Origin of the sequence: Mesorhizobium sp. M0808, from assembly GCF_040320025.1 — a bacterium.
Taxonomy (GTDB): Bacteria; Pseudomonadota; Alphaproteobacteria; order Rhizobiales; family Rhizobiaceae; genus Mesorhizobium.
Map to the genome: position 1 here is coordinate 163,665 of NZ_JAMYOX010000004.1, position 17,268 is coordinate 180,932.

Sequence of the window (17,268 nt, forward strand, 5' to 3'; positions counted from 1 at the left end):
TCGGCACACGATCGACCGGTCAACAACATCGACACTGGAGCTACCAAATGAGCCCGTCGAAATCCGTGAGCATCATGGATACCCGCATTCTGTGGCCCGCTATCGGCGGTTCCTTCAGAAAACTGAACCCGCGCACCTTGATGCGAAACCCGGTAATGTTTGTCGTCGCCGTCGTCTCGGCGCTCACCACCGTGCTGTTCGTCAAGGATCTCGTTACCAGCGGCGGCGATCTTGGCTTCACGCTGCAGATCATCATCTGGCTGTGGTTCACCGTGCTCTTCGCCAATTTCGCCGAAGCGGTGGCCGAAGGCCGCGGCAAGGCGCAAGCTGACTCGCTGCGTCGGGCGCGAACCGAGACGCAGGCCAAGCTGTTGAACGGTGGCGACCGCAGCAAGTTCAAACTGGTGCCCGGCACCAGCCTGAAGGTCGGCGACATCGTGCTTGTCGAAGCCGGCGACATCATCCCCTCGGACGGCGAGGTGGTCGAAGGCGTGGCGTCGGTCAACGAGGCGGCCATCACCGGCGAATCCGCACCGGTCATCCGCGAATCCGGAGGCGATCGTTCGGCGGTGACCGGCGGCACGCAGGTCTGGTCCGACTGGATCCGCGTGCGCATCACCGCGGCTGCCGGTCATACGTTCCTCGACCGCATGATCTCGCTGGTCGAGGGCGCCGAGCGCCAGAAGACACCCAACGAGATCGCGCTCAACGTCCTGCTCGTCGGCATGACGCTGATCTTCGTGCTGGCGACGGCGACGATCCCGAGCTTCGCCTCGTATTCGGGCGGCTATATCTCGGTGACCGTGCTGGTCGCCCTGTTCGTTACCCTGATTCCGACCACAATTGGCGCCCTGCTGTCGGCTATCGGCATTGCCGGCATGGACCGCCTGGTGCGCTTCAACGTGCTCGCCATGTCGGGCCGCGCCGTCGAGGCGGCCGGCGATGTCGACACGCTGCTGCTCGACAAGACCGGAACCATCACGCTGGGCAACCGTCAGGCGACGGCATTTCGTCCGGTCAAGGGCGTCACCGAACAAGAACTGGCCGACGCGGCTCAGCTTGCCTCGCTTGCCGACGAAACGCCGGAAGGCCGCTCGATCGTCGTCCTGGCGAAGGAAAAATACGCCATCCGCGCCCGCGACATGGCAAGTCTGCATGCGACTTTCGTGCCCTTCACCGCGCAAACCCGCATGAGCGGTGTCGATCTGGAAGGCTCCTCGGTCCGCAAGGGCGCAGTCGATGCGGTACTTGCCCACGTCAACCTCTCGACCGTTGCCACAGGCAGTACGCGCCCCGGCAGCGACACCGTCCGCGACCTTCAGGCGATCGCCGACGAGATCGCCAAATCGGGTGGCACTCCACTCGCGGTAGAGCGCGACGGGCGCCTGCTCGGCGTCGTCCATCTGAAGGACATCGTCAAGGGCGGCATCGCAGAACGCTTTGCCGAATTGCGCCGCATAGGCATCCGCACGGTGATGATCACCGGCGATAATCCGATGACCGCGGCGGCGATCGCGGCGGAAGCCGGCGTCGACGACTTCCTTGCCCAGGCGACGCCCGAGGACAAGTTGAAGCTGATCCGCGACGAGCAGGCCAAAGGCAAACTGGTCGCGATGTGCGGCGATGGCACCAACGATGCGCCGGCCCTTGCGCAGGCCGATGTCGGCGTTGCCATGAACACCGGCACGGTCGCGGCGCGCGAGGCCGGCAACATGGTCGATCTCGACAGCGATCCGACCAAGCTGATCGAGATCGTCGAAATCGGCAAGGCGCTCCTGATGACGCGTGGCTCGCTGACCACCTTCTCCATCGCCAACGACGTGGCCAAGTATTTTGCCATCATCCCGGCAATATTCGCCGTCTTCTACATCGCCCCGGGCCAGACCGCCGGGCCGCTGCAATCGCTCAATGTCATGCATCTGGCGACGCCGCAGAGCGCTATCCTCTCGGCCATCATCTTCAACGCGCTGATCATCATTGCGCTGATCCCGCTGTCGCTGAGGGGCGTCAAATACCGCGCGGTCGGCGCCGGTGCGCTGCTCAGCCGCAATCTCATTGTCTATGGCCTTGGCGGCGTCGTAGTGCCCTTCGTCGGCATCAAGATGATCGACATGGCCATCACCGCTCTCGGTCTCGCCTAAGGAACCACGTCGATGCTCAATCAAATCAGGCCCGCGATCGTCATGATCGTCTTCTTCACCATTCTGACGGGTTTGGTCTATCCGATCGGCATGACCGGCATTGCCCAGGCGCTGTTTTCGCGCCAGGCCAATGGCAGCCTGATCGAGAAGGACGGCAAGCTCGTCGGTTCCGAGCTGATCGGCCAGGCTTTCGAAAGCGACCGCTACTTCCATGGCCGCCCGTCGGCTGCCGGCGACGGCTACAATGCCGCCGCCTCGGGCGGCTCGAATCTCGGCCCGACCAACCCGAAGCTCATCGACAGGATCAAGAGCGACGCCGAAAAGCTGAGAGCCGAAAACCCGAGCCAGCCGGTACCGATGAATCTGGTCACCACGTCCGGCAGCGGCCTCGATCCGCATATCAGCCCCGATGCGGCCTATTTTCAGGTTGCCAGGGTGGCCAAGGCCAGGGGCGTCGATGAATCCAGGATCAAATCGCTTGTCGACAGCCATGTCGAAGATCGCGAATTGGGATTCATCGGCGAGGCGGTGGTCAATGTGCTGGCCCTCAACCTTGCGCTGGACGATGCGATGAAACAGTGAAGGACCGGCGCCGGGATCGACACCGAAGCCGGCGCCGTTCATGATTGACCCTTATGCCAGACGACAGCCGCACCGCCGAAACCAGGCCCTCTCCCGACGCGCTGCTTGAGCACGCCGAGCGGGAGGAGCGCGGTCGCCTGAGGATATTTCTCGGCGCCGCCCCCGGTGTCGGCAAGACCTACGAGATGCTGATGTCGGGCCGCGCCAGGCTGGCCGACGGGGTCGACGTGGTGATCGGCATCGTCGAGACGCACGGCCGCAAGGAAACCCAGACGCTGGTCGAAGGCTACGAGGTCATTCCTCGCCTTGAGATCGATTACAAGGGGCGGATCCTTGAGGAGATGAATCTCGACGCCATCCTCGCCCGGCACCCGGCCCTAGTTCTGGTCGACGAACTCGCCCACACCAACGTCGCCGGCAGCCGTCACCCCAAGCGCTATCTCGACGTCCAGGAAATCCTGACGCACGGCATCGATGTCTACACGACGCTGAATATCCAGCACGTCGAGAGCCTGAACGATGTCGTGGCGCAGATCACCCGCGTCAGGGTGCGGGAAACTGTCCCCGACTCCATAATCGACCAGGCCGACGACATCGAGATCATCGACCTCACCCCCGACGATCTGATCAAGCGGCTTGAGGAAGGCAAGGTCTACATCCCCAGCACAGCCCAGCGCGCCATCGAGAACTATTTCTCGCCGGGCAATCTGACGGCGCTCCGGGAATTGGCGCTCCGCCGCACTGCCCAGCGGGTCGACGAGCAGTTGCTGACCCACATGCAGGCCCACGCGATACCCGGGCCTTGGGCGGCGGGGGAAAGGGTTCTCGTCTGCGTCGATGCGCGTCCGGGCGGGGCGGCCCGTGTACGCTATGCGCGGAGGTTGGCCGACCGGCTCCGCGCCCCTTGGACGGCGCTTCATGTCGATACCCCTCATTCAGCGGCCATGCCCGAGGAGGACAAGGATCGGCTGGCGACGCAGCTGCGCCTTGCCGAGCAGCTCGGTGCCGAGGTGACGACCATTCCGGGTCAGAACGTCGCGCAAGACATCGTTCGGCATGCGACGGCGAACAACTTCACCCATATCGTGATCGGCAGGCCGACCCGATCGCGCTGGCGGGAATTGATCGAAGGCTCGCTCACTTACGATCTCATCCGCAATGCCGGCGACATCAGCGTCCATGTCATTTCGGGAAACGAACGCAACGCCGAGGCGACGTCGAGGACCGTCAAGGCGGCGGACGAGCAGTGGCAGTTCGAGATCTGGCCCTATCTCAGGGCCACGGCCTATGTTGTTGGCTCGCTCGCCTTCGCCGTTCTTCTCGACCAGTTTCTCGACGTCCGCAATCTGGCGATCATCTTTCTCATTGGGGTCCTGACGTCGGCGGTGACCGGCGGTCTCTGGCCGGCTTTGTATGCCTGCCTCATCAGCGCCATTGCCTTCAACTATTTCTTCCTGGAACCACGCTACACGCTGACGATCGAGGATCCGGAGAGCATCGTTGCGCTGGCTGTCTTCCTGGTTGTTGCGGTCATTGCCAGCAATCTAACAGCGCGCGTGCAGCGTCAGGCGGTCGCTGCGCGCTCGCGGGCACGCGCCACAGAAGATATTTATCTCTTCTCAAAGAAGCTCGCCGGCGCTGGGACGCTTGATGACGTTCTCTGGGCGACTGCCTTCCAGATCGCCTCGATGCTGAAGCTGCGCGTGGTGCTGCTTCTGCCGGAGAACGGCACAATTGCGGTCAAAGCCGGCTACCCACCCGACGACACGCTGGCCGAGGCCGACATCGCAGCAGCCCGCTGGGCCTGGGAGCATAACCGCGCCGCCGGGCGCGGCGCCGACACGCTGCCCGGAGCAAAGCGCCTCTATCTGCCCTTGCGGACCGGACGCACGGCGGTGGGCGTTGTCGGCCTCGACAACGACAAGCAAGGTCCGCTGCTGACACCCGAGCAGCAGCGTCTGCTCGATGCGCTCGCCGACCAGGCGGCGGTCGCCATCGAGCGCATCCAGCTCGTCGCCGATGTTGACCGGGCCAAGCTCGCGGCCGAGGCAGACCGTCTGCGCTCGGCCTTGCTCACCTCCATTTCCCACGATTTGAAGACGCCGCTTGCCGCCATCATGGGCGCGGCCGGAACACTCAGGGACTTCGAGGCCGCACTTCCCGAGCAGGACCGGACGGAACTGCTGTCGACCGTGCTCGATGAAGCGGAGAGGCTTAACCGCTTCATTGCCAATCTGCTCGATATGACCAAGATCGAATCCGGCACGATGGAGCCGAACTATGCGTTTCACTATCTCGGCGACATTGTCGGTTCAGCTCTGTATCGGGCCCGCAAAATCGTCGGCGAGCATAAGACCGAGATCGACATTCCATCGGATCTGCCGATGTTGCGGGTCGACCCCGTTCTGTTCGAACAGGTGCTGTTCAACCTCCTCGACAATGCTGCAAAATACGCGCCGCCAGGTTCGACGATCCGCCTGCAAGCCTGGGCCGACAACGGCTTCGTCATCCTGCAGATCATGGATGAGGGACCAGGCATTCCGCCAGCGGATCTAGAGCGCGTTTTCGACACTTTCTACCGTGTGCGCAAGGGTGACCAGGTGCGTGCCGGCACGGGGCTCGGCCTGTCGATTTGCCGCGGCTTCATCGAAGCGATGGGCGGGACGCTCTCGGCGGCAAACAGGTCCGACCGCTCGGGGGCGGTTTTCACCATCAGGATGCAACTGGTGCCGGCGGAACTGCCCAACCTCGGCGAACCCGATGCGGGCCATCAAAATATGGACGATCTGGCATGACGAGCCTGGACGTCAGGATATTGGTGGTCGACGATGAACCGCCGATCCGGAAACTGCTTCGCGTCGGGCTTGGCAGCCAAGGCTATGCGATCAGCGAGGCGCCGAACGCCAGGGCGGCGATTGAACTCATCGAGACGGAAAAGCCGGACCTTGTCCTGCTCGATCTCGGCCTCCCCGGCATGAGCGGCCATGATTTGCTGCGCAAATGGCGGGATGATGGCCTGGACATTCCCGTGGTTATTCTTTCCAGCCGCACTGATGAGGCCGGCATCGTGTCCGCCCTCGAACTCGGCGCCGACGACTATGTCACCAAGCCGTTCGGTATGAACGAGCTTGTCGCACGCATCCGCGTAGCGCTTCGCCACAAGTTTCAGCAGCAGGGTGAGAGACCGGTGTTCCAAACCGGCGACCTCTCCGTCGATCTGGTGAAGCGCGTCGTCAAGGTCGAGGACAAGGAGATAAAGCTCTCGCCGAAGGAATACGACATTCTTCGCACCTTGGTGCAGCACGCCGGCAAGGTTCTCACCCACCAGTTCCTGCTGAAGCAGGTCTGGGGCGATTCCACCGACGTTCAATATCTCAGAGTCTATGTCCGGCAACTCAGGCTAAAGATTGAGAAGACGCCCGACCAGCCCCGCTATATCACGACCGAGACCGGCGTCGGATACCGGCTGCGCGAAGTCGATTGACGCGAGGAGCATCCGAAGCCGAAATGCCTCTTCCAATCCGCTTCAAATCAGCGGCGGCCATGGTGTCGTCGGACAAAAGCCCTATATTAAGGAAAGATCGGTTTTGTGCGGGAATGAATGGATGTCACGGCTTCGTCTATTGACGTTTTTAGGGTCGGCAATGCTGACCGCGGCGATGCTGTCGGGCGTAAATCCTGCTGCATCGGCACAGGTCGTCAGTCCCGCCGACCGCAACGTGTTGATCCAGCAAGACCAGTTGCAGATGTTGGAGAACAGGCTGCGGCGGCAGCAATACCAGCAGCAGCAACAGCAGTACCGTGCCCAGGATCGCCAAATCCCAACACCGCAACGGCAGGAGGTGCCGCAGATGAGGCCAACTTGCCAGTTGCTGCCGTCGGGGAGCGGCTTTGTCAGCACCTGCCGCTGACGACCGGCCCTTTCCATTTATTTAGCCGACTTATATATTGTGGAAACCGCTCCGCTTGCGCCCCATTGAAAGCGGCCGACTTTGCAACGCTGCCCTTGCCGTTTGGGCACCGCCTCGACTGGATTATCGAATGGCAGCCAGCAAGAAGAAGGTCGTACGCAAGGCAAGGGAGGGCGACCGGATTCGCCAGGTCGCGGCGATTCCGTTTCGGCTGAACGAGCATGGCGAAGTCGAGGTGATGCTGGTCACATCGCGAACGACAAGGCGCTTTATTGTGCCGAAGGGCTGGCCGATGAAGGGCAAGAGCGGCCGCAAGGCGGCCACCATCGAAGCACAGGAAGAAGCCGGCGTTCTCGGCAAGACACTGAAACAGCCGGCCGGCACCTATTGCTACTGGAAGCGGCTGGCGAACCGCTTCGTCCGTGTCGACGTCGTCGTCTATTTGCTGGAGGTAACCGAGGAACTTGCCGACTGGCAGGAATCCAAGAGGCGTCAGCGTGCGTGGCTGGCACCAGCCGACGCGGCGTTGCTCATCGACGAGCCGGATCTTTCGACGCTGGTGAGGAACATCAGGATTGCCGAGCTGGAGCATAATCCCAAAAAGCAGGGTCCGGCGTTCGGAAAAGATCCCGCTCAATAGAAGATGGAGGCCTGCCCCGACTGTGTCGGGATGGAATTGGTTCCAGCGCCCGCCGCCGCCGTCTCTTGAACCGATGCCTCACTGACTGCCATCGTCTTCCTCGGGCAGAGGCCGCGCCGGCGTGCCGGTATAGGCCCACAGCCATTCGCGCGGCAGCGGCCCCTTGTTGCGGTCGCTTTCCTGCGACTGTTCCCACGCATGTGCGAGGATGCCGACCGAGCGCGACAGCACGAAAAGGCCGCGCGTCAGCGGCGGCGGAAAGCCGAGCTCGCCGTAGATGACGGCCGTGGCGCCGTCGATATTGAGCGGGATTTTTTTGCCCTTGCGCCGCGCCACCTCGGCCTCGATCGCCTCGGCGATATCGGCGAAGCGCCCGCTGACGATGCCGCGCGCGGCAAAGTCGCGGGTTAGCTCGATGAGGCGGGGCGCCCGCGGGTCGACCGGATGGAAACGATGGCCGAGCCCGGGCACATAACCGTTTTCCCCGGCAAGGAAACGATCGAGCCGCGCCGACACGGCGTCCGCAAGCGGCATGCCGGCGTCCAGTTCGGCAGCGATGTCTCCGTAGAAGGAAAGCGCCTGTTCGCCGGCGCCGCCATGCACATCGCCAAGCACGTTGACGGCTGATGCCATGGCGCTGTTGATGCCGACGCCGCAGGTGATCGCCATACGGGCGATGGCGATCGACGGCGCCTGCGGCCCATGGTCGACGGCAGCACCCAGCGCGATGCCAAGCAGCGCCGCCTGCTCCTCGCTTGGCGTTTCGCCGCGCAGCATGAGCCAGATCATTGCCGGAAAGCTGACGCGACCGATCAGATCCTGGATTTCATAGCCGCGCAGCCGGATGACGCCGGGGCGCATCTCGATGATGCCGGTCTGCCACCATTCCTCGCCGCGCGCGCGACCAGTCTTGTTTTGCGTTCCGCTCATGCCTTCGCTCTTTTCTTGGCGCGTGGCGGCAGGTCGGCAAAAACCTCGTCCATATGCTCGCCCAGCCCCGGCGGCGGCCTGCTCGGCAAAGGTGCCTTGCCATCGACCATGAAGCCGCCGCGCACCACGGTCAGCGGCTTGTCCATTCCGGACACAGCCTGGAAGCGCGCCGTCATGCCGCGCTCGATCACCTGTTGCTCCTGCAGAACCTGCGGGATCGTCAGCACCCGGCCGGCCGGCACGCCGGCGCGATTGAACGTCTCCTCCCAGGCGGCGGCCGAGCCGCTCGCCAGGGCGTCCTCAATCAACGCCTTCAATGCGATGCGGTTCTGCTTGCGCGTTTCGCGCTCGGCAAAGCGGACATCCGCCGCCAACTCCGGCCGGCCGATCAACCGGCACAGTGTGACGAACTGCTCTTGCTTGTTGGCGGCGATGTTGAGCAAGCCGTCGCCGGTGCGAAACGCGCCAGACGGTGCGGCCGTCATGTTTTCATTGCCCATCGGCTGCGGCTCGACGTCCGCCGTCAGATAGTTCGACACCGGCCAGCCGAGCGCAGAAAGCGTGCATTCGAGCATCGACACGTCCAGGAACGCGCCCTCGCCTGTCGTCTTCTGCTTGACCAATGCGGCGGTAATGGCGAACGCTCCGACCAGCCCGCCAAGCGTATCGGCAACCGGATAGCCGACACGCAGCGGCGCCGTTTCCGGTGTACCGGTGATGCTCATGATGCCGGAAAGACCCTGGATGATCTGGTCGTAGGCTGGATTGTCGCGCATCGGCCCGGTCTGGCCGAAGCCCGATATCGCACAATAGACAAGGCTTGGCCGGACCTCCTTCAGCCTGGCATGGCCAAGCCCCAGCCGGTCCATTACGCCGGGGCGGAAATTCTCGACCAGCGCGTCGGCCGAAGCGACCAGATCGAGGAAGCGTTCGCGGTCGGCCTCCTGCTTGAGATCGAGCGCCACCGAGCGTTTGCCGGCATTCTGCGCCAGGAACGAAGCGCCCATGCCCGCCCGGTTGAGCTCCGGCGAGGCGCCGAGCTGGCGCGCCAGATCACCGCCTTGCGGCGTCTCGACCTTGATGACGTCGGCCCCGAGCAACGCCAGCTGGTAGGCGCAATAGGGGCCGGCCAGCACATTGGTCAGGTCAAGGATGCGGATGCCGGAAAGCAGGTCTGTCATGACGTCACGAACAGCTCAGGCATCGCCCGGCACGTGCTCCGGTCCACGCATGCGTCTGTGCTCGATGTAGGCCCAGATATGCGGTCCAACCAGCCCGATGAAGGCCAGCGTCAGCAGCGTCAGCGACAGCGGATGCTTGTAGAACACCGTCCAATCGCCATTCGAGATGGTCATCGCGCGGCGGAACTGCGTTTCGGCAAGCGGCCCGAGAATCATGCCGATGATGACGGGCGCGGTCGGGAAATCGAAACGCCGCATCAGGAAACCGGCGGCACCGAGCAGATAGAGGATGACGAGGTCGATCGGCGATTGCGAGATGCCGTAGGTGCCGACCGTGGCGAACACCAGGATGCCGGCATAGAGCTGCGGCGCCGGGATCTTCAGCAATCGCACCCAGAGCCCGATCAGCGGCAGGTTGAGGACGACGAGGATGACATTGGCGATGAACAGGCTGGCGATCAGCCCCCACACCAGGTCGGCCTGCGTCGTCAGCAGCAGCGGCCCCGGATTGATGCCGTAGCTCTGGAACGCCGACAGCATGATCGCGGCCGTCGCCGAGGTCGGCAGGCCGAGCGTCAGCATCGGCACCAGCACGCCGGCCGCGGATGCATTGTTGGCCGCTTCCGGCCCGGCAACGCCCTCGATGGCGCCGACCGTGCCGAACTCCTCCTTGTGTCTGGAGAGTTTCTTCTCGATCGCATAGGAGAGGAAGGTCGGGATTTCGGCGCCGCCGGCCGGCATGGCGCCGATCGGGAAGCCGATCAGGGCGCCGCGCAGCCATGGCCTCCACGAGCGCGACCATTCGGCCGCGGTCATGTAGAGCGACCCTTTCAACGGCACGATGTCGTCCTTGCCGGCATAGCGGCGCGAGGCCATGTAAAGCGTCTCGCCAACGGCGAACAGGCCAACGGCGACGACGATGACGTCGACGCCGTCGAGCAATTCGCTCATGCCGAAGGTGAAGCGCGGCTGCCCCGTCTGCAGGTCGACGCCAATCATGCCGACGACGAAGCCGACGAACAGGCTGGTCAGGCCGCGCACCGACGACGAGCCGAGCACCGCCGAAACCGTGATGAAGGCCAGCACCATCAGCGAGAAATATTCGGCCGGGCCGAAGGCCAGCGCGAATTTGACGACGATCGGCGCCAGGAAGGCAACGCCGATCGTGCCCAGCGTGCCGGCGACGAAGGAGCCGATCGCCGAGGTCGCCAGGGCCGCACCGCCACGGCCGGAGCGGGCCATCCGGTTGCCTTCCAGCGCGGTGACGATGGTGGCGCTTTCGCCAGGCGTGTTGAGCAGGATCGATGTCGTCGAGCCGCCATACATGGCGCCGTAGTAGATGCCGGCAAACAGGATGAAGGATGCCTCCGGCGCCACCTGATAGGTGATCGGCAACAGCAGCGCGATGGTCAGTGCCGGCCCGAGGCCGGGCAGCACGCCGATCGCAGTCCCCAGCGTGGTGCCGACCAGGCACCATATGAGATTGATCGGCGAGAAGGCGACCGAAAATCCGTGCGCGAGATGGCCGAGCGTTTCCATGGCGTCAGCCCCTCAGCATGGCAACGACCGAATCGACGATCGCGTTCAGCTGGTTTTCGATGAAGCCGGCGCCGATATTGACGCCAAGCGCCCTGGCAAAGCCGAAATAGGCGGCCAGCGCCAGGATCAGCCCGAGCAGCACGTCACGCAGCGGACGCCGGCTGCCGAAACCGTGGCAGATGAGAACGAACATGATGACAGATGCCGCGGTAAAGCCGAGCGGCTGGATCAGCACCAGGTTGGCGATCAGTCCGAGGGCGGCGATGCCCATCGCCTTCCAGTCGGTCGGCGTCTCCTTTTCGTCCTCCGGCTGCCAGCCGCCCCGCAAGGCGGCAATGATGAGCAGCAGCGACAGGATCACCATCCCGGTCATGGTGATGTAGGGAAAGACGGTCGGACCGACCTTGGAATAGAGCGGCGACACCGGGATTGCCAGCGTCTGCCAGGCAACCGCACCGGCACAGGCGAGGAGCCCGACGCCGATCAGCAGTTCGGGTACTGCAAGGCGCGGCGGCGCCGGCTGGTCGCTGGTGCTCATCATCGTCCTCCCAATGTCGGTCCCTTGGGGCCGGTTCTCCTTGGACCGGTCTCACTCGGCCGATCCCGGCGTAGTTTCACCTCCGGCGCCGCGTATGTCCATGCGGCTGGCGAAAGTCGGCAAGGGTTGGCGCAGGCTGCCGCCCCTTGCCGAGAGCATCACGCTAGGCCGAGGTCCTTGAGGATCGTCCCGATGCGGGCCGTGTCTTCTGCGACGAATTTCGCATAATCGTCACCGGTGAGCAGGATCTGCGTCCAGTTGCGGTTCTTGCATTCGGTGGCCCAGGCGTCGCTCTTGGCCATGGTCTCGATCAGCTTGATCATTGCTGCCTTGTCGGCGTCCGAGACGCCGGGCGGTGCGAAGACGCCGCGCCAGTTGAACAGCTCGACATCGATGCCGGCTTCCTTCATCGTCGGCGCATCGATTCCCTCCTGGCGTTTATCCGCGGAGATGGCCAGCAGCCGCAGCGCACCCGCCTTGACCTGTTCGGCGAACTCGCCATAGCCGGAGATGCCGGCTGCGACCTGGTTGCCGAGCAGCGCCGAGAGCGCCTCGCCGCCGCCGGCAAACGGCACATAGGAGAGATTGGTGGCCGGAACACCGACGGTCTTGGCGATGAGGCCGAACAAGATGTGGTCCGAGCCGCCAGCCGAACCGCCGGCGACCGGAACCTGCGTCGGGTCGGCTTTGAGGGCGGCAACAAAGTCGGCCGCAGTCTTGAATGGCGAGGCGGCCGGCACCACAAGCGCCTCGAACTCGCCGGTGAGGCGGGCGATTGGCGTGACCTCGGTAAGGTTGTTAGCCGCCTTGTTGGCGATGATCGCGCCGACCATGACCATGCCAGCCAACATCAGCGCATTGCCCTTGCCCTTCCACTGGTTGACGAATTGCGGCAGGCCGACAGTACCGCCGGCGCCGCCGACATTGGTGATCTGCGAGCCGGAGATCAGTTTTTCGCCGCGCAGCACCTGGTCCATGGCGCGCGCCGTCTGGTCCCAGCCGCCGCCCGGCGCCGCCGGCACGAAAATCTGCAGCTGCGGTGCGTCCTGCGCGAAGGCGGGGATAAAATGCGATGCCGCCAGTCCGGCAGCACCTGCTGCAGCGGTGCTCATCAAGAATCGGCGTCTGTTCAGCATGGGATTCCTCCAAATCGCGACACCTCCTCCGGTGCCTGCCAGAAACGTGGCCTGACTTCAGACCCGCTCGATAAAATTCATGCAGAGTTTGCGTCTTCCTGTCAAAGACAGAACACGCCGCATGCGGCACAATCGGCCTGTGCGATCTTCAGGCAGGCGAACTCGACGCCGGACGACGTGGCAGGCAGAGGCCAGACAGCGTCCGTCAGGGCTGCCGCTCCAGCAGGATGGTCGGCTTGCCTTGGTAGACGGTTCGCAGCACTTCGCCATAACCGCATTTTGCCGCGACGTTCAGCGAGCCGGTGTTTTCCGGATCGATGATGCAGACGGTCTTCGCGGCTGCAAATGCCTCATCGCCCCAGGCAAGCACCCGTGCGACGACTTCGCTGGCCAACCCGTGGCCATGCGCGCCCGCAACCAGAGCCCAGCCGGTCTCCGGAATGCCCTCGATCGAGGGCGTCATGTCGCGTTTCAGATCGTGAAAGCCGGCCTCGCCGATGAAGCGGCCGGTGGCCTTTTCCTCGATCGCCCAGAAGCCGTAGCCCAGAAGCGACCACAGGCCGGCGTGGCGTAGGAAGCGCATCCAGCTTTCCTCCCGCGTGCGCGGCTTGCCGCCGATAAAGCGGGTGACGACGGGATCGGCCCACATCGCGACGTAGGCGTCGAAATCGTCAAGCCGGTGCGGCCGCAGGACCGTGCGCGAGGTCTCAATCACTGGGGCGACAATTGTATGCGGACTGGCCATGGTCATGTCTCGGTTGTGTTGCCGGTGCCTAATGCAGGTCTTCCAAAAGTGGGGACAGCGACACGCTCGAGACGGGAAATCCAAATCCGTTGCGAAAAACAAGAGCCAAGGCTGTGTAGATCATCTTCCAGGCTGATGTGAATCCTGCCAGGCGGTGTTAGTTTTTCTCCAGTACTGGTTCAGGCGCGTTGGGTTTCGGCGCTGCCGTCCGACAGAGGGGAACAGCATGGACACCACCGACCTTGTGCTTGCCATTTTCCATCATCTGCTGGTGTTTTCGCTGGCAGGCATCATCGGCGCCGAGTTCGTCCTGATCCGCAGCGACTTGTCCGCCGCGACGCTGAAGCGGCTTGTCGGCATCGATCGCCACTACGGCATCATCGCCATGCTGATCATCGTCGCCGGCATCGGCCGCGTCATCTATGGTCTCAAGGGCTGGGAATTCTACGTCTACAACTGGATGTTCTGGGCAAAGATGGCCGCTTTCGCAATTGTCGGCCTGTTGTCGATTATCCCGACCGTCCGATTCCTGTCCTGGAACAGGCAGGCGAGCGCCAGTCCCGGCTTCCAGGTGCCTGCGGCGGAGCTAGCGTCCGTTCTCACCTATGTCCGCACCGAGGCATCGATCTTCCTATTGATCCCGGTGTTCGCGGCGGCGATGGCGCGCGGCTATGGCTACTAGCATAGGTTGGAGGAAGGGCATCGCACGGCCCATCCTTCCCACTCATTTGCGCGGATAGACGTGCAGTTTGCCGTTTGAGCCCGATTGTCATTTGTCGGGTTGCGCTAGTTATTGCTCCATCTACAGTCGGTTTTAGAGGAATCCGCGCAGCGGTTGGCAATCATATCCTGGGAGGAAACACGATGCGAAAATTCATCGCCGCGCTGGCTGTCGCTGCGGCCGCCATGCTTTACCCACCGGCCGCTGGCGCGCAGACCTACCCCGAACGCACCATCACCATTGTCGTGCCGTTTTCGGCCGGCGGCCCTACTGACACCGTCACGCGTCTTGTCGCGGAAGCCATGTCGAAGGACCTCGGCCAGCAGGTCATCGTCGAGAATGTCGGCGGCGCCGGCGGCACACTGGGCGCCGGCCGCGTCGCAAATGCCGAGCCTGACGGCTACACGCTGCTCCTCCATCACATCGGCATGGCGACAAGTGCTACGCTCTACAGAAAGCTCGCCTACGACACGCTGAACGCATTCGAATATGTCGGCCTCGTCACCGAGGTGCCGATGACCATCGTCGGCCGCAAGGACCTCGAGCCGACCGATCTGAAGGGGCTGGTCGACTACGCCAAGGCCAACAAGGACAGCATCACCGTTGCCAATGCCGGGATCGGTGCCGCCTCGCATCTGTGCGGCATGCTGTTTATGAGCGCCATCGGCACGCCGCTGGTCACCGTACCCTACAAGGGCACCGGCCCGGCCATGACCGATCTTCTCGGCGGCCAGGTCGACATCATGTGCGACCAGACGACCAATACCACCAAGCAGATCCAGGGCGGCACGATCAAGGCTTATGCCGTAACCTCGCCGCAACGGCTAGACGTGCTGCCGGACGTGCCGACGACGATAGAGGCCGGTCTTCCCCAGGTGCAGGTCGGCATCTGGCACGGCATCTATGCACCCAAGGGCACGCCGGCCGAGATCACCGAACGCCTGTCGAAATCTCTGCAGGTGGCGCTGAAGGACCAGAACGTCGTCGCCCGATTTGCCGAACTCGGCACCAAGCCGTCGCCCGAGGCCGATGCCACGCGGGCCGCGCTCAAGGCCAAGCTGGAAAGTGAGATTGCGCGCTGGAAGCCGATCATCGAAGCGGCCGGCCAGTACGCCGACTAAAGGTTTTCAACGGGGCGCCGCCAGCGCCCCGTTTTTACACCGGCATCGGCACGCCCGTGAGGCGGGCCGGGAGGACGCCATGAAACCTTTCGCAATCGACAGAACCAACGGCATATGCGCCGCGCTGTTGATCTTTATTGGCGCCTTTTTCGCGCTGGAGTCGCTGGGCCTCGAAATCGGCACCGCCTTTCGCATGGGGCCGGGCTATTTCCCCCTGGTTCTGGCGATCGTGCTCATTCTGCTCGGCGCCGTCATCCTAGTCGAGGCAGTGCGCTTCGAGAGTGAGCCGATCGGTTACATTGCGTGGCGCGGCATGCTGTTCATCCTGCCTGCTCCGATCTTCTTCGGCCTGACGGTGCGCGGCCTCGGCTTCATCCCGTCGATCTTCCTGACGGCGCTGATCGCATCTTTCGGTAGCGGCCGTATGAAGCCGCTGACTGCACTCGTGCTGTCAGCCGGCCTGACGCTGTTCGCATTCGTCGTCTTCAGCTACGCACTCGGCCTGCCGTTTCGGCGTTTCGGCCCGTGGTTGCCACTGTCGTTGTGAGGAGATGAAATGGAACTCCTCAACAACCTCGCACTCGGCTTTTCGACAGCCACATCTTTGGCAAACCTCGGTTTCTGCCTGATCGGCGTCCTTCTCGGCACGCTGATTGGCGTTCTGCCCGGCATCGGTGCCACCGCAACCATCGCCATGCTGTTGCCGATCACCTTCCAGATCGGCGACCCGGTTTCCTCTCTCATCATGCTCGCCGGTATCTATTACGGCGCGCAGTATGGCGGCTCGACCACCGCCATTCTCATCAACATGCCCGGCGAATCCTCGTCGGCCGTCACCGCAATCGACGGCTATCAGATGGCCAGGAACGGCCGCGCCGGAGCAGCCCTGGCGACCGCGGCGATAGGCTCGTTCTTTGCCGGCACGGTGTCGACCTTCCTCGTCGCCATCTTTGCCCCACCGCTGACGGCGATAGCGCTGAGATTCGGCGCGGCCGAGTATTTTTCGCTGATGATCGTCGGCCTGGTCTCGTCCGTCGCGCTCGCCCACGGCTCGATCGTCAAGGCGCTGGCTATGGTCGTGCTCGGCCTGCTGCTGGGACTTGTCGGCACCGATATCTACACCGGTACGCCCCGCTTCACACTCGGTATCCGCGAATATGCCGACGGGCTGAATTTCGTCGCAGTGGCGGTCGGTGTCTTCGGCGTCGCCGAGATACTGCGCAACCTCGAAAACGAGCATGAGCGTTCCGTGCTGATCCGAAAGATCTCCGGCCTTATGCCGACCCGCGAAGATTTTCGGCGCATGGCGGCTCCCATCGTGCGCGGAACGATCATCGGTTCGGCGCTCGGCATCCTGCCGGGAGGCGGCGCGATCCTTGCCGCCTTTGCCTCCTACACCGTCGAAAAACGTGTCTCGAAAAATCCCGGGGAATTCGGCAAGGGCGCCATCGAAGGCGTCGCCGGACCGGAATCGGCCAACAATGCCGGCGCCCAAACCTCCTTCATCCCGATGCTGACGCTCGGCATTCCGGCCAACCCGGTAATGGCGCTGATGATCGGCGCGATGATCATCCAGGGCATCGTGCCCGGCCCCAATGTCGCCATCGAACAGCCTGCACTGTTTTGGGGTATCATCACCTCGATGTGGATCGGCAATCTGATGCTGATCATCTTGAACCTGCCGCTGATCGGGCTTTGGGTGAAACTTCTTACCATCCCCTACTATGTGCTCTTCCCGATCATCATGGCGTTCTGCTCGATCGGCGTTTACAGCGTCAACACCAACGTCTACGACCTCTATGCCGTCGCCTTCTTCGGCTTGCTTGGCTACCTCCTGACCAAGCTGCGCTGCGAACCTGCGCCGCTGCTGCTCGGCTTCGTGCTCGGCCCGCTGCTCGAGGAAAACCTACGCCGCGCCATGATCCTCTCGCGCGGCGATCCGAGCACCTTCGTGACGCGGCCGATCAGCGCCAGCCTGCTCCTCATCGCGCTTGCCGTGCTCGTCATCGTGTTTCTCCCCGCGGTCAGGAAGAAGCGCGAGGAGGTGTTCGTCGAGGAGAGTTCCTGAATGTGGACGGCGCCA

16 protein-coding genes are annotated in these 17,268 nt (G+C 63.3%); 10 read left to right on the top strand and 6 right to left on the bottom strand.

The annotated features are described in order from the left end of the window. Nucleotides 1–47 precede the first annotated feature (47 nt). The 6 genes from kdpB to NKI25_RS08180 all read left to right on the top strand — a co-directional run bounded on the left by kdpB (nt 48) and on the right by NKI25_RS08180 (nt 7,274). Nucleotides 48–2,141 (top strand): potassium-transporting ATPase subunit KdpB, encoded by a 2,094-nt coding sequence (kdpB, locus tag NKI25_RS08155; RefSeq protein ID WP_352998337.1) that lies wholly within the window; start codon nt 48–50, stop codon nt 2,139–2,141. Nucleotides 2,142–2,153: 12 nt separating this feature from the next. Next, nucleotides 2,154–2,723: a potassium-transporting ATPase subunit KdpC gene (gene kdpC / locus NKI25_RS08160; RefSeq protein WP_023675296.1), complete on the top strand. Its 570-nt coding sequence runs from the start codon at nt 2,154–2,156 to the stop codon at nt 2,721–2,723. Between the two features lie 53 nt (nt 2,724–2,776). Next, nucleotides 2,777–5,518, top strand: a complete 2,742-nt coding sequence (locus NKI25_RS08165) for a DUF4118 domain-containing protein (RefSeq protein ID WP_352588308.1) — start codon at nt 2,777–2,779, stop codon at nt 5,516–5,518. Beyond that, complete coding sequence (locus tag NKI25_RS08170; RefSeq protein WP_023675295.1) at nt 5,515–6,207, top strand: response regulator transcription factor; 693 nt, start codon at nt 5,515–5,517, stop codon at nt 6,205–6,207. Before NKI25_RS08165 ends, NKI25_RS08170 begins: the two co-directional genes overlap by 4 nt. A 121-nt stretch (nt 6,208–6,328) precedes the next feature. Beyond that, entirely contained in the window at nt 6,329–6,634 is a 306-nt protein-coding gene (locus tag NKI25_RS08175; protein ID WP_023675294.1) for a hypothetical protein, read from the top strand. Nucleotides 6,635–6,764: 130 nt separating this feature from the next. Further along, entirely contained in the window at nt 6,765–7,274 is a 510-nt protein-coding gene (locus NKI25_RS08180; protein ID WP_352465927.1) for an NUDIX hydrolase, read from the top strand. A gap of 78 nt (nt 7,275–7,352) precedes the next feature. On the opposite strand, the gene NKI25_RS08185 is transcribed toward NKI25_RS08180, so the two are convergent. The 6 genes from NKI25_RS08185 to NKI25_RS08210 form a co-directional block, all read right to left on the bottom strand. Beyond that, nucleotides 7,353–8,204: a citryl-CoA lyase gene (locus tag NKI25_RS08185; protein ID WP_352465928.1), complete on the bottom strand. Its 852-nt coding sequence runs from the start codon at nt 8,202–8,204 to the stop codon at nt 7,353–7,355. Continuing rightward, nucleotides 8,201–9,385 carry a CaiB/BaiF CoA transferase family protein gene (locus NKI25_RS08190; protein WP_352698507.1) on the bottom strand — a complete coding sequence of 395 codons (1,185 nt, stop codon included), beginning with the start codon at nt 9,383–9,385 and terminating at the stop codon, nt 8,201–8,203. Before NKI25_RS08190 ends, NKI25_RS08185 begins: the two co-directional genes overlap by 4 nt. Nucleotides 9,386–9,400: 15 nt before the next feature. Then, the gene (locus NKI25_RS08195) at nt 9,401–10,924 is read right to left on the bottom strand and encodes a tripartite tricarboxylate transporter permease (RefSeq protein ID WP_023675290.1); all 1,524 of its coding nucleotides are present in this window, start codon (nt 10,922–10,924) and stop codon (nt 9,401–9,403) included. 4 nt (nt 10,925–10,928) lie between these two features. Further along, complete coding sequence (locus NKI25_RS08200; RefSeq protein ID WP_023675289.1) at nt 10,929–11,462, bottom strand: tripartite tricarboxylate transporter TctB family protein; 534 nt, start codon at nt 11,460–11,462, stop codon at nt 10,929–10,931. A gap of 158 nt (nt 11,463–11,620) precedes the next feature. Continuing rightward, on the bottom strand, nt 11,621–12,598 hold the full coding sequence (locus tag NKI25_RS08205; protein WP_023675288.1) for a Bug family tripartite tricarboxylate transporter substrate binding protein: 978 nt from the start codon (nt 12,596–12,598) through the stop codon (nt 11,621–11,623). Between the two features lie 205 nt (nt 12,599–12,803). Further along, complete coding sequence (locus tag NKI25_RS08210) at nt 12,804–13,343, bottom strand: GNAT family N-acetyltransferase (RefSeq protein WP_352568213.1); 540 nt, start codon at nt 13,341–13,343, stop codon at nt 12,804–12,806. A 226-nt stretch (nt 13,344–13,569) separates the two neighbouring features. On the opposite strand from NKI25_RS08210, the gene NKI25_RS08215 reads away from it, so the two are divergent. The 4 genes from NKI25_RS08215 (at nt 13,570) to NKI25_RS08230 (ending at nt 17,253) form a co-directional block, all read left to right on the top strand. Next, entirely contained in the window at nt 13,570–14,025 is a 456-nt protein-coding gene (locus tag NKI25_RS08215) for a DUF2214 family protein (RefSeq protein WP_352998338.1), read from the top strand. A 182-nt stretch (nt 14,026–14,207) separates the two neighbouring features. Then, nucleotides 14,208–15,185: a tripartite tricarboxylate transporter substrate-binding protein gene (locus NKI25_RS08220; protein ID WP_023675285.1), complete on the top strand. Its 978-nt coding sequence runs from the start codon at nt 14,208–14,210 to the stop codon at nt 15,183–15,185. A 79-nt stretch (nt 15,186–15,264) separates the two neighbouring features. After that, entirely contained in the window at nt 15,265–15,732 is a 468-nt protein-coding gene (locus NKI25_RS08225) for a tripartite tricarboxylate transporter TctB family protein (RefSeq protein ID WP_352998339.1), read from the top strand. 9 nt (nt 15,733–15,741) lie between these two features. Then, nucleotides 15,742–17,253, top strand: coding sequence for a tripartite tricarboxylate transporter permease (locus NKI25_RS08230; RefSeq protein WP_352588322.1), 1,512 nt, complete (start codon nt 15,742–15,744; stop codon nt 17,251–17,253). The last annotated feature ends 15 nt before the right edge of the window (nt 17,254–17,268 follow it).

Bases quoted from the DNA above. Each gene is read 5' to 3' on its own strand.
- NKI25_RS08220 (WP_023675285.1), top strand. From the start codon at position 14,208: ATGCGAAAATTCATCGCCGCGCTGGCTGTCGCTGCGGCCGCCATGCTT.
- NKI25_RS08170 (WP_023675295.1), top strand. From the start codon at position 5,515: ATGACGAGCCTGGACGTCAGGATATTGGTGGTCGACGATGAACCGCCG.
- NKI25_RS08165 (WP_352588308.1), top strand. From the start codon at position 2,777: ATGCCAGACGACAGCCGCACCGCCGAAACCAGGCCCTCTCCCGACGCG.
- NKI25_RS08190 (WP_352698507.1), bottom strand. From the start codon at position 9,385: ATGACAGACCTGCTTTCCGGCATCCGCATCCTTGACCTGACCAATGTG.
- NKI25_RS08225 (WP_352998339.1), top strand. From the start codon at position 15,265: ATGAAACCTTTCGCAATCGACAGAACCAACGGCATATGCGCCGCGCTG.
- NKI25_RS08185 (WP_352465928.1), bottom strand. From the start codon at position 8,204: ATGAGCGGAACGCAAAACAAGACTGGTCGCGCGCGCGGCGAGGAATGG.
- kdpC (WP_023675296.1), top strand. From the start codon at position 2,154: ATGCTCAATCAAATCAGGCCCGCGATCGTCATGATCGTCTTCTTCACC.
- NKI25_RS08195 (WP_023675290.1), bottom strand. From the start codon at position 10,924: ATGGAAACGCTCGGCCATCTCGCGCACGGATTTTCGGTCGCCTTCTCG.
- NKI25_RS08200 (WP_023675289.1), bottom strand. From the start codon at position 11,462: ATGAGCACCAGCGACCAGCCGGCGCCGCCGCGCCTTGCAGTACCCGAA.
- NKI25_RS08210 (WP_352568213.1), bottom strand. From the start codon at position 13,343: ATGGCCAGTCCGCATACAATTGTCGCCCCAGTGATTGAGACCTCGCGC.
- NKI25_RS08230 (WP_352588322.1), top strand. From the start codon at position 15,742: ATGGAACTCCTCAACAACCTCGCACTCGGCTTTTCGACAGCCACATCT.
- NKI25_RS08215 (WP_352998338.1), top strand. From the start codon at position 13,570: ATGGACACCACCGACCTTGTGCTTGCCATTTTCCATCATCTGCTGGTG.
- NKI25_RS08205 (WP_023675288.1), bottom strand. From the start codon at position 12,598: ATGCTGAACAGACGCCGATTCTTGATGAGCACCGCTGCAGCAGGTGCT.
- NKI25_RS08175 (WP_023675294.1), top strand. From the start codon at position 6,329: ATGTCACGGCTTCGTCTATTGACGTTTTTAGGGTCGGCAATGCTGACC.
- NKI25_RS08180 (WP_352465927.1), top strand. From the start codon at position 6,765: ATGGCAGCCAGCAAGAAGAAGGTCGTACGCAAGGCAAGGGAGGGCGAC.
- kdpB (WP_352998337.1), top strand. From the start codon at position 48: ATGAGCCCGTCGAAATCCGTGAGCATCATGGATACCCGCATTCTGTGG.